The 10746-nt window shown below is 70.8% G+C and carries 11 protein-coding genes and 2 pseudogenes; 4 read left to right on the plus strand and 9 right to left on the minus strand.

Features of this window, described 5'->3' with window-relative positions; translation table 11 throughout:
- Nucleotides 1-11: 11 nt before the first annotated feature.
- From ACWEVP_RS44030 to ACWEVP_RS44040, 3 genes are read left to right on the plus strand one after another with little or no spacing between them, the layout of a single operon-like run.
- Complete coding sequence (locus ACWEVP_RS44030; protein ID WP_452068547.1) at nt 12-629, plus strand: hypothetical protein; 618 nt, start codon at nt 12-14, stop codon at nt 627-629.
- Entirely contained in the window at nt 626-937 is a 312-nt protein-coding gene (locus ACWEVP_RS44035) for a transcriptional regulator (protein WP_285988840.1), read from the plus strand. Before ACWEVP_RS44030 ends, ACWEVP_RS44035 begins: the two co-directional genes overlap by 4 nt.
- A 1-nt stretch (nt 938) precedes the next feature.
- Nucleotides 939-2249: a DNA polymerase IV gene (locus ACWEVP_RS44040; RefSeq protein WP_452068548.1), complete on the plus strand. Its 1311-nt coding sequence runs from the start codon at nt 939-941 to the stop codon at nt 2247-2249.
- 3 nt (nt 2250-2252) lie between these two features.
- Here the strand turns inward: ACWEVP_RS44040 and ACWEVP_RS44045 are convergent, their stop codons facing one another.
- The 6 genes and pseudogenes from ACWEVP_RS44045 to ACWEVP_RS44070 form a co-directional block, all read right to left on the minus strand.
- Complete coding sequence (locus ACWEVP_RS44045; protein ID WP_452068549.1) at nt 2253-3329, minus strand: glycoside hydrolase family 88 protein; 1077 nt, start codon at nt 3327-3329, stop codon at nt 2253-2255.
- 81 nt (nt 3330-3410) lie between these two features.
- Complete coding sequence (locus ACWEVP_RS44050) at nt 3411-4052, minus strand: FadR/GntR family transcriptional regulator (RefSeq protein WP_452068550.1); 642 nt, start codon at nt 4050-4052, stop codon at nt 3411-3413.
- A 2-nt stretch (nt 4053-4054) separates the two neighbouring features.
- Nucleotides 4055-5080 (minus strand): ABC transporter permease, encoded by a 1026-nt coding sequence (locus ACWEVP_RS44055; RefSeq protein WP_452068551.1) that lies wholly within the window; start codon nt 5078-5080, stop codon nt 4055-4057.
- Nucleotides 5077-5997, minus strand: coding sequence for a sugar ABC transporter ATP-binding protein (locus ACWEVP_RS44060; protein WP_452068558.1), 921 nt, complete (start codon nt 5995-5997; stop codon nt 5077-5079). Before ACWEVP_RS44060 ends, ACWEVP_RS44055 begins: the two co-directional genes overlap by 4 nt.
- Before the next feature lie 102 nt (nt 5998-6099).
- Nucleotides 6100-6570, minus strand: a pseudogene (locus tag ACWEVP_RS44065) (ATP-binding cassette domain-containing protein); the annotation flags it as partial.
- Between the two features lie 118 nt (nt 6571-6688).
- Nucleotides 6689-7663 (minus strand): substrate-binding domain-containing protein, encoded by a 975-nt coding sequence (locus ACWEVP_RS44070; RefSeq protein WP_452068552.1) that lies wholly within the window; start codon nt 7661-7663, stop codon nt 6689-6691.
- 367 nt (nt 7664-8030) lie between these two features.
- Here ACWEVP_RS44070 and ACWEVP_RS44075 point away from each other — a divergent pair, with 367 nt between their 5' ends.
- Complete coding sequence (locus ACWEVP_RS44075; RefSeq protein WP_452068553.1) at nt 8031-9152, plus strand: CapA family protein; 1122 nt, start codon at nt 8031-8033, stop codon at nt 9150-9152.
- Between the two features lie 28 nt (nt 9153-9180).
- Here the strand turns inward: ACWEVP_RS44075 and ACWEVP_RS44080 are convergent, their stop codons facing one another.
- The 3 genes and pseudogenes from ACWEVP_RS44080 to ACWEVP_RS44090 form a co-directional block, all read right to left on the minus strand.
- Nucleotides 9181-10197, minus strand: coding sequence for a family 2 encapsulin nanocompartment cargo protein polyprenyl transferase (locus tag ACWEVP_RS44080; RefSeq protein WP_452068554.1), 1017 nt, complete (start codon nt 10195-10197; stop codon nt 9181-9183).
- Between the two features lie 43 nt (nt 10198-10240).
- On the minus strand, nt 10241-10405 hold the full coding sequence (locus tag ACWEVP_RS44085; RefSeq protein ID WP_452068555.1) for a hypothetical protein: 165 nt from the start codon (nt 10403-10405) through the stop codon (nt 10241-10243).
- A pseudogene (locus ACWEVP_RS44090) lies at nt 10405-10746 on the minus strand (Crp/Fnr family transcriptional regulator); the annotation flags it as partial. The pseudogene ACWEVP_RS44090 and the gene ACWEVP_RS44085, both read right to left, overlap by 1 nt.

The raw sequence follows: 10746 nt of genomic DNA on the forward strand, positions 1-10746 counted from the left end.
GGGCGGGACGGGTGGACGACGAGCCGTTGTCGGCGGAGGAGTCGCTGAACCTGATCGCCCAGCAGTCCCGGCGCAACCGCCGGGAACTGGGCGGAGGCCCCGCGCGCATGCTTGCCGCGTGGGCCTTCGCCTGGATCGTCGGCTGGGGCTTCACCTACTTCGCGACGCGGACCGAGAGCATCCCCGGCTGGGTCGGCGGCGTGGTCGTGGCGGTGCTGTTCCTCGCCGCGATGGGCTACACCGGCTACGTCAGCGCCCGGATGGGGCGGGGGATCCGCGGCCCGTCGAAGACCGTCGGCGCGATGTACGGCTACAGCTGGGCGCTCGCGTCGATCGGCCTGACGGTCGTCGACGTCCGGATCACCGCGTTCCAGTCCCTCGCCTCCGAGCAGGTGTCGCTGCTGTGGTCGGGCACCTGGCTGCTGCTCACCGGCGTCATGTACCTGGCGGGCGGCATGGTCTGGCAGGACAAGCTGATGTACGGCCTCGGCGCGTGGATGATCGTGTGCTCGGGCTTGAGCGTGCTGGTCGGGTTCCCGGCGAACTTCCTGGTGCTGGCGGTCTGCGGCGGCGGTGGGTTCCTGCTCGGCGCGATCGTGTACTTCACCCGCGAGATGAAGTCGCGATGAGTGAGCTGCCGCAGCTCGACCCGGTCATCCACGCCCAGGCGCGGCTGCGGGTCACCGTCGCGCTCGCCGGGCTGCGCGCCGGCGACCAGATCACGTTCCCGCGGCTGCAGCAGCTGCTGGACATGACGGCGGGCAACCTCTCGACGCACCTGCGCAAGCTCGAGGACGCCGAGTACGTCGAGATCACCAAGGCCTACGAGCACCGCACGCCGGTCACGCTGGTCCGGCTGACCGCCGCCGGCCGGGCGGCGTTCGAGAGCTACACCAAGGCGCTGCACCAGCTGCTGGACGCCACCGGCGGGGACTGACGTGGCCCGCTGGGTGATCCACCTCGACCTGGACGCCTTCTACGCGTCGGCCGAGCAGCTCACCCGCCCGACGCTGGCCGGGCGCCCGGTGCTCGTCGGCGGGCTCGGGCCACGCGGCGTCGTCGCGGGCGCGAGCTACGAGTCGCGGGCGTTCGGCATCCGCTCCGCGATGCCGATGGCCCAGGCGCGGCGGCTGCTCCCGGCGAACGGCGTGATCGTGCCGCCGCGGTTCCGCGTCTACGAGCGGCTCAGCCAGGAGGTCTTCGCCGTCGTCACGGCGGTGGCCCCGCTGCTGGAGAAGATCTCCCTCGACGAGGCGTTCGCCGAGCCGCCTTCCCTGGTGGGCGCCTCTTTCGACGAGGTCACGGCGTTCTGTGCGGCTTTGCGGGCCCGGATCCGCGCGGAGACCGGGCTGGTGGCGTCGATCGGCGCGGGCAACGGCAAGCAGATCGCCAAGATCGCCTCCGACGAGGCCAAGCCCGACGGGCTCCTGGTCGTGCCGCAGGGCACCGAGCGCGAGTTCCTCGCGCCACTGCCGGTGCGCGCGCTGTGGGGGATCGGACCGGTGGCCGAGGGGAAGCTGCGGTTCATCGGCGTCCAGACGCTCGGGCAGCTGGCGGCACTGTCCGAACAGGACGCGGTCGCGACGCTGGGCGGGGTGGTCGGCCGCGACCTGCGCCGCCTGGCGACGGGCTTCGACGACCGCCCGGTGGCCGACCGCGGCGAGACGAAGCAGGTCAGCGCGGAAACGACGTTCCACACCGACATCAAGGACCTGGCCACGCTTCGGACGGAAGTGCGGCGCATCGCGGTGGGCGCGCACCAGCGGCTGGTGAAGGCCGAGCGGGTGGCTCGCACGGTGGTGATCAAGCTGCGGCACACTGACATGCACACGGTGACCCGCTCGGAGACGATCTCGGCCCCGACCGACGACCTGGCGGAGCTGTCGGCGGTGGCGGAGCGGCTGCTGCTCGACCCGGCGGAGTTCGGCGGGATCCGCCTGGCGGGCGTGGCGTACAGCGGGCTGTCGGTACCGCACCAGGACGCCCTGTTCACCCTGGCGGCGCCGGCCACTCCCACCGCTTCGACCGTGGTCACCGCGGCCGCTCCGGTGCCCGCGGCCCCCTCCGAGTGGCGCCAGGGCGACGACGTGGTGCACTCGGAGTACGGAACGGGCTGGGTGCAGGGCGCGGGCCACGGCCGGGTGACGGTCCGCTTCGAGCACCGTTCCTCGGGCCCGGGCGTGGCCCGCACGTTCCCCCAGACCGACCCGGCCCTGACCCGCGGCGATCCCGGCGACTGCCTGAAGTAGGCCCTACTCGGCCGAGCAGCCCTGCAGCTTCGCCACTTCCTGGCCCGCCAGCAGGAACGCGCCGACGCCGAACGCCGACGTGTCGGTCGCCTTCGCCGTCGCCGGGCGGTCGCCCGCCGGCTGGACGTAGCCCACCAACCCGCTGGGCTGCAACGCCTTCGTCGACAGCGCCGTCCACGCCTTGTCCACCACCGGGCGGTAGCGCGACTCGTCCAGGATGCCCGCCGTGATGCCCCAGCCGATGCCGTACGTGAAGAACGCCGTGCCGCTCGTCTCCGGGCCGCCGTGGTCCCACGGGTTCAGCAGGTCGGAGTTCCAGAAGCCGTCACGCCGCTGCAGCAAGGACAACGAGAACGCCATCTTCTTGAACACCCGCAGGTACTCCGGCCGGCGCGGGTCGTCCGCCGGCAGGACCTGCAGCACCTTCGTCAGCGCCGCCAGTGCCCAGCCGTTGCCGCGCGACCAGAACACGCCCGAGCCCGTGAACCGCTCGTCGCGGTACCACAGGCCGGTGAACTCGTTGAACAGCTTGTGTTCGGCGGTCCGGTAGAGCTGGTCCATGGCGTCCAAATAGGACGGATCGTGGTCGATCAGGCTCATCCGCGCGAACGACGGCATCGCCATGTTCAGCGCGTCGACGTAGTCCCAGTAGCCGCGGTGCCCCGCCTGCACCGACGCGACTTCGTCCTTGATGCGGGTGCGGATCGAGTCGAGCGGGATCTCGGGGTGAAAGTAGGTGTACAGGTCCAGGTAGGCCTCACCGGCGGCCTGGTTGTCCGGGAAGAACGGCCGCTTCGGGTCGAGCGGCAGCTGGTAGCCGTTGGCCTGCGCCCATGGGTACGTCTTGTGGTTGGACTGGCCGGTGGTCCGGACCAGTGCCAGGTTGCCGACGTGGAACGTCGCGTTCTGCCAGTCCGGCGCGTCGAGGTTCGTCCCGTTCGCCACCCAGTAGTTGCCCGCGGACACCATTTCGTCGGAGATCGTGCAGGTCGCGGCGGTCGCCACCGGGGCGGTGAAGAGACTGCCCGCCAAGGCCGCGGCCGCGAGCACGCCGAAACCGCGAATTCCCGGGAAACGCATGAAAGCGTCCTCCTCAACACTCATGGCGGCGGGCATCCGCAGCGAGTGAAGCGCGTACCGGTAACCGTGTCAAGGTACCGATCACCGGTACGCCGCAACGGTTTCCAGCAGCCGGCGGCACGCGGACTCGGCGCCGTCGGCGTCCTTCGCCAGCACCAGCGTCAGCACCCGGGAGTGCGCGACGAGCGTGTCCGCCGGTTCGCCTCGCGCCCGCAGCGCCGCCACCACCGGCACCTGCAGCTGCGCGATCAACGTGTTCCCCGAGGCGCGGACCAGCGCGGCGTGGAACTGCGCGTCGGCGGCCCGGAAGGCCGCGGTGTCTTCGGCGTCGGCCATCCGCGCGTAGGCCGCCGCCATCGCCGAAAGCTCGTCGGGACGCCGGTGCCGCGCCGCCATCCGCGCCGCCTGCGGCTCGATGGCCAGCCGCAGCTCCAGCAGCTCGCGCAGGTGCTCGCGGCCGCCGGGACCGCCGACGCGCCAGGCGATGACGTCCGGGTCGATCGCGTCCCACGCCTCGGGCGGCAACGTCCAGGTGCCGACCCGCGGGCGGGCGGTGACCATGCCCTTGGACTCGAGCACGCGCAACGCCTCGCGGACCACCGTGCGGGACGCGGAGAACCGGCGCCCGAGCTCCTCGGGGACGAGCGGCTGCCCGTCCCCGAGGACGCCTTCGACGATGAGCCGGCCCAGTTCGTCGACGATGCGCGCGTGGAGGTTGCGCACCGCTACTCGGGCAGGCCGACGCGCCGCTCCCCGCTGCGCAGCTGCTGCAGCACGACCGCGATCACCAGCAGGGCGCCGTGGGCGACGTTCTGCCAGAACGGGTTGATGCCCAGCCCGGACATGCCGTTGTCGAGCACGCCCAGGATGACCACCGCGAGCACCGTCGAAATGATCGACCCGCGGCCGCCCTTGAGCATCGTGCCGCCGAGCGCGGCGCCGGTGACGGCCTGCAGTTCCAGGCCTTCGGACCCGGACACCGGCTGGCCCGAGCCGGTGCGCGCGGTGATCAGGATGCCGGCGACCGCCGCGACCACGCCGGCGAGGGCGTAGACGCCGATGATGTACCGGTTGATGTTGATGCCGGCGAGCCGCGCGGCGGTGTCGTTGCCGCCGATGGCGTAGACGTTGCGGCCGATGTCGGTGTACTTGAGCAGGAAGTGCAGCAGCGCCGCGACGATCAGGAACACCCACACCAGCGACGGCAGCCCGAGCACGGACCCCTTGGCCAGGAAGATGAACAGGTCGTCGCCGCCGGTGTAGCCCTGGGACTTGCCGTCCGAGATGACCTGCGCGACCCCCTTGTAGGTGGCGAGCATGGCCAGCGTCGCGACCACCGGGTTGACCCGCCCGAAGATGATGATCATGCCGTTGATCAGGCCGCAGACGATGCCGATGCCGATCGCGGCGAGGATGCCGACCTCGGCGTTGCCGGTCGAGGTGAACACCATCGCGGAGATGACCGACGCGAGCCCGGCCATCGAGCCGACCGAGATGTCCAGCGCGCCCAGGATGATCACCAGCGTCTGGACCAGGGCGAGCAGCCCCATGATGGTGATCGCGCTGCCGATCAGCAGCAGGTTGTTGGTGCGGAAGAAGTTCTCGTTCAGCACGCTCAGCAGGATCACCAGCGCGATCAGCGTGATGATCAGGCTGGAGTTCTGGACGCCGATGCCGGTCAGCACGCGGCGAGCGGCAGACGGCTGCGGCGCGGCGGCCGGAGCCGAAGTTTCCTTGGTGGGGGTGCTCATGCGCCGATCTCCTGGGCGTCGTCCACAGCTGGTTCGGTTTCGGGGATGGCGAGGGTCAGCACGGCTTCCTCGGTCGCCGCTTCACGGCCGATCTCGCCGGCCAGGCGTCCGGCCCGCATCACGAGGATGCGGTCGGCGAGCGTCAGCACCTCCGGCAGGTCGGAGGAGATGACCAGCAGCGCGATGCCTTCGGCGGCGAGGCCGTCGATGATCCGGTAGATCTCGGCCTTCGCGCCGACGTCGACCCCGCGCGTCGGCTCGTCGAGGATCAGCAGCTTCGGCCGCCGCGCGAGCCAGCGCGCGAGGACGGCCTTCTGCTGGTTGCCGCCGGAGAGCTTGCGGACTTCCTGCTCCATCGACGGCGTCCGCACGCGAAGCTCGCGTACGTACTCCTCGACGAGCGCGCGTTCCTTCGCCCGCTTCACCACACGGAAGCGGCGAAGGCGGTCGAGAACGGCGATGGAGACGTTGTCGCGTACGGACCGCTGCATGAGCAACGCGTCCGTCTTGCGCTCTTCGGGCGCGAAGCCGATGCCCGCTTTGACGGCGTCACCCGGGTTGTGCGCGCGAAGCCGCTTCCCGGCGAGCGTGACGGTCCCCGACCGGATCGGCAGGTCGCCGACGATCGCCCGGGCCAGCTCGGAGCGGCCGGCGCCGACCAGCCCGGCCAGGCAGACGACCTCGCCCGCGCGGACCTGCAACGAGATGCCGGTGACGTCGTCGGTCGTGACGTCGTCGAGCTTCAGCACGACGTCGCCGGTGTCCTGCGTGACGCGGCGCTCGAGCGCGGAGAGGTCGCGGCCGATCATCATCCGGACCAGGCCGGGCTCATCGGTCTCCGCGACCTGCTGGACGCCGACGAGCTTGCCGTCGCGCAGCACCGCGACGCGATCGGCGAGCTGGAAGATCTCCTTCATCCGGTGCGAGACGTAGACGACCGCGACACCGCTGTCACGCAGCCGCCCGATCAGCCGGAACAGCGCTTCGACCTCGTGTTCCGACAGCGACGACGTCGGCTCGTCGAAGGCGATCACCTTCGGCGGCGTGGCCGCGGTGAGCACGCGCAGGATCTCGACGAGCTGGCGCTGCGCGGGGGAGAGGGCGACGCCGAGCGTGGCCGGGTTGAGGACGCCCTCGAAGCCGTACTCGACGAGCGCGTCGTGCGTGGCCTTCATGAGCGTGCGGCGGTTGAACACCCGCCCCTTGGCGGGGAGCTCGCCGACGAAGACGTTCTCCGCCACCGAAACGTGCGGGATGATCTCGGGTTCCTGGTAGATCACGCGGACCCCGGCGGCCATCGCCGCGCGCGGGGTGTCGAACGCGACCTCGGTGCCGTCCAGGAGGAGCCGGCCGTCGTCGGGGCCCTGGTCGCCGGAGAGGACGCGCAGCAGCGTCGACTTCCCGGCGCCGTTCTCGCCCATCAGCGCGAGCACCTCGCCGGAGCGGAACTCCAGCGAGACGTCGTCGAGGGCGGTGACGCCGGAGAAGCGCTTGCCGATGCCCTCGACGGCGAGCGCGGGAGGAGAGGAGGACATGGTCGCCTTCCGTACGGCGGTCGTGAGTGCGTAACAGCGTTAGAACACTGTTACGCACTCACGAGGGGGTCGGTCAGGTGCAGGTGACGCCGGCCTGCTTGTAGTTGTCCTTGTTGACGATCGTGGTCTTCGCGATCGTCTCCGCGGGCAGCTCCTTGCCGTTCTTCACCTTGTCGACGAGCACCTGGATCGCCGAGCGGCCGACCTCGGCGCCGGAGATGTAGAGCGCGGACTTGTTGCCGGTGTCCTTGCCCGCGGCCCAGTCCTTGCAGTCGAGGTAGGCGCCGAGCCCGACGCCGATGATGTTGTTCGCCTGCACGCCGGAGTTGGCCAGCGCGGTCACGACACCGGTCTCGTTCTCGTCGTTGCAGCCCCAGACGACCCAGTGCTTGACGCCGGGGTTGGAGCCGATCACCGCGCCGGAGCGGTTCTGCGCGTCGACCGGCGAGTTGTCGGTGCCGACGTCGATGACCTGGACGTCGGCGCCCGCGGCCTTGGCGAACGCCGACTTCGCGGCGTTGACGCGGTCGGTGCAGACGGTCAGGTCCTGCTTGTAGGCGCTGATGATCTTCGTGTCGGCGGCGGTCCAGCCGGCGGCCTTGAACAGCTTCCCGGCCTCGGTGCCGACCGAGTCGCCCATCTGGCTGCCGTTGAAGCCGACGAACGGGGCCTTCGCGCCGGTGCCGTCCTTGATGACGTCGTCGGAGGCGATCAGCGGGATGCCCGCGCTCTTGGCCTTGTCGATCACCTGCGGGCCGATGGCCTGGTCCGGGACGACGATGGCGACGCCGTTCGCGCCCTGCGCGACCGCGGCGTCGAGTTCGGTGATCGCCTTGTTGGCGTCCTGGCCGAGGTTGACGACCTTGAGCTCGACGCCGAGCTCCTTCGCCTTCTCCTGCGCCCCCTGCGCCTGCTCGACGAAGTACTGCTGGTCACCCTGTTTCTGCAGGTAGTAAAGGGTGATCTTGCCGTTGGCGGGTGCCTGCTGCTGCGGCGCCGCGGTGTCCTTGCCGGAGGAGCACGAAGCCATCAGGACGCCGGAAATCAAACAACAACCAACAACGCTCCAGGTGCGGAACCTGTGCGACTGTGGGGACATCGTTGCTCCCAAGGAGGCCGGGGTTTGAGTGGCGCGTGGGGACGCCGGTGGGTGACTGGTATTACAAAACACCCGTTCGTGGAGCGTCAAGCGGCAGTTAGCGGAGCGAGACCTACTCTCCGTAGTTGCATCGTGGCACGAAAGGCCGCCATTTATCGTATTTTTTCCGCGCTGTCCTGCGCGTTGTCCGGTTTTGTCCTGTGCGAATGTTCTGATCGGTGTTGTCGACTGTGGTGGAAGTTCTTGGTGACCGGGATGCCGTCTCTGCCGGTTTCGCCCGGCTGGCAGGATGGCCGGACCACGTTAGGGGGACCCGATGACGAAGCACCGCGTCGCCGCGCTCGCCGGGGTCGCCGTCCTGGCGGCCGCCTGTAGCTCCCCGCCGCAGTCCGGGCCGGCGCCGACGCCCTTCCCGGAAACGCCGTCCTCTTCGGCTGCGCCGGAGGGCTCCTTCAGCGTCGTCGCGACCGGCGACGTCCTGATTCACCCCGCGCTGACCGAACAGGCCGAGGCCGACGGCGGCGGGAAGATCGACTACCGGCCTCTGCTGGCCGGGGTCAAGCCGCTGATCTCGGGTGCCGACCTGGGGATCTGCCACCTGGAGACGCCGCTGGCGCCGGAAGGTGGCCCGTACAGCGGATATCCGTCGTTCAGCGCGCCGCCGGAAATCGCGGACGCGCTGAAGGACACCGGCTACGACACCTGTTCGACGTCGTCCAACCACACGATCGACCAGGGCGCCGACGGTGTGAAGCGGACCCTGGACAAGCTCGACGAGACCGGGATCAAGCACACCGGGTCGGCGCGGTCGGCGGCGGAGGCGGCGAAACCGCTGGTTCTCGACGTCCACGGCGTGAAGGTCGCGCAGGTGTCCTACGCCTTCGGGTTCAACGGCATCAAGGTCCCGGCGGGCAAGCCGTGGCTGGCGAACCAGATCGACGTCGACGACGTCCTGGCCGCGGCCCGCAAGGCGCGCGAGGCGGGGGCGCAGGTCGTGATCGCGAGCCTGCACTGGGGCGTGGAGTACCAGCACGACCCGACGGCGGAGCAGCGGTCGCAGGCCAAGAAGATCCTGGCGTCGGACGACGTCGACCTGATCGTCGGCCACCACGCGCACGTGGTGCAGCCGTTCGAGAAGATCGGAGACAAGTGGGTCGCGTACGGGCTCGGCAACAGCGTCGCCCGCCACTCGGAGCCGCGCGGCGACACGGAGGAGGGCGCGGCGGCCCGGTTCCGGTTCGTGCGCGACGGTGACCGGTGGAAGGTCGACAAGGCCGAGTACATCCCGACGCTGATCAAGCTCGACGCCCCGATCCGGCTGGTCGACTTGTCGACAGCGCCGCCGTCGGCCCAGGTCACGAAGGCACTGGGTGACACGGACAAGAACATCCTGAGCTTGGACGCCGACAAGGACGGCCTGACCCGCCCCGGCAGGTGATCCGCGCCGGACAGGAGGTGGGGCCCGGTCAGCGGGTGCGCGTCGTGATCAGCCGGGCCAGTGCCGCCAGCTCCGCCGCCGGCCGCGGCACCGGGCGGACCGCCGCCAGCTCCCGCAACCCCTTCGCCACCAACGCCGCCGCCTGCGCCTGGCTCCACTGGCGGCCGCCCGCCTCGTCGACGAGCTCGGCCGCGCGGGCCAGCTCGGCGTCGGTCAACGGGTCGCTCCCGGCGTACAGCTCCGCCAGCTCCGCGCCCGCCGCCGTCCCCGACGACAACGCCGTCACCACCGGCAGCGACTTCTTGCGGTTCTGGAGGTCCGAGAACACCGGCTTGCCCGTCTCGGCGGGGTCGCCCCAGATGCCGAGCAGGTCGTCGACGTGCTGGAACGCCAGCCCGACCGACCGGCCGAACTCCCCGAACCGCGCCACCGCGTCCGCCCGTCCGGCGAGCAGCGCGCCCAGCCGGCACGCCGCCGCGATCAGGGCCGCCGTCTTGCCGTCCGCCATCCGGACGCACTCCGCCGGCGTGACGTCGTCGCGCTGCTCGAAGTCCACGTCGGCGGCCTGCCCCTCCAGCAGGTCCAGCACACCCTGGGACAGCAGTTTCGCGCCCTCGGGCGTCAGCTGTTCGAACGCCACGCTCAGCAACGCGTCCCCGGCGAGCACCGCGGGCCCGGTGCCGAACACCGTCCACGCCGTCGGCCGGTGCCGCCGGGTGGTGTCGCCGTCCATGACGTCGTCGTGCAGCAGCGAAAAGTTGTGCACGAGCTCGACCGCGACGGCGGCGGGCACGGCGGCCGCGGGATCGCCGCCCGCGGCTTCCGCGCACAACAGCACCATCGCCGGCCGCAGCGCCTTGCCGCTGTCGGCGGTCGACGGCTCGCCGCGCGCGTCCTCCCAGCCGAAGTGGTAGCCGGCGATCCGCCGCATCGCGTCGGGCAGCCGGTCCGCGGCGGTGCGCAGCGCGGGGTCGACGAGACCCTTGCTCCACGCGAGGACGTCGGTCAGCGGCCGGGTGGCGGTCCGCGAGTCCATGGTCGTCATGAGTGGCCGACCTCGACGGCGTCGGGCAGTTCTTCGGTGCCGGTCAAGGGTTCACGCGCCGATCGGGTTCGGGGGTGGCGGGCCGGGGCACGACGCGGGCGGCGGCCGTGCCGAGCCCGGTCGGCCCGAAGGCCGACGGCGGCAGGCCGGGCCCGGGGCGCGGCGGTTCGGCGTCGGGCTTGCGGGGCGGGGTCGCCGGTTCCGCCATCACGCCTCCCGGCCGAGTTCGACGCTTTCCAGCACGGCCAGCGCGTCCGGGACCAGTACCGCCGCGGAGTAGTAGGCGGAGACGAGGTAGGAGATGATGGCCTGTTCGCTGATGCCCATGAACCGCACGTTCAGTCCCGGCTGGTATTCGTCGGGGAGTCCGGTCTGGTGCAGCCCGACCACGCCCTGGGCTTGTTCGCCGGTGCGCATGAGCAGGATGGAGCTGGTGCGGGTCTCGGTGACGGGGATTTTGTTGCAGGGCAGGATGGGGATGCCGCGCCAGGCGGGGACGTGGTGGCCGCCGAGGTCGGCGGCGTCGGGGTAGAGGCCGGCTTTGGTGCA

It is taken from the genome of Amycolatopsis sp. NPDC003865 (assembly GCF_053605345.1).

What these genes read in the sequence shown, in the direction of transcription:
- ACWEVP_RS44060 (WP_452068558.1), bottom strand. Translation starts at nt 5,997, where the DNA reads ATGAAGGAGATCTTCCAGCTCGCCGATCGCGTCGCGGTGCTGCGCGAC.
- ACWEVP_RS44075 (WP_452068553.1), top strand. Translation starts at nt 8,031, where the DNA reads ATGACGAAGCACCGCGTCGCCGCGCTCGCCGGGGTCGCCGTCCTGGCG.
- ACWEVP_RS44080 (WP_452068554.1), bottom strand. Translation starts at nt 10,197, where the DNA reads ATGACGACCATGGACTCGCGGACCGCCACCCGGCCGCTGACCGACGTC.
- ACWEVP_RS44035 (WP_285988840.1), top strand. Translation starts at nt 626, where the DNA reads ATGAGTGAGCTGCCGCAGCTCGACCCGGTCATCCACGCCCAGGCGCGG.
- ACWEVP_RS44085 (WP_452068555.1), bottom strand. Translation starts at nt 10,405, where the DNA reads ATGGCGGAACCGGCGACCCCGCCCCGCAAGCCCGACGCCGAACCGCCG.
- ACWEVP_RS44045 (WP_452068549.1), bottom strand. Translation starts at nt 3,329, where the DNA reads ATGCGTTTCCCGGGAATTCGCGGTTTCGGCGTGCTCGCGGCCGCGGCC.
- ACWEVP_RS44055 (WP_452068551.1), bottom strand. Translation starts at nt 5,080, where the DNA reads ATGAGCACCCCCACCAAGGAAACTTCGGCTCCGGCCGCCGCGCCGCAG.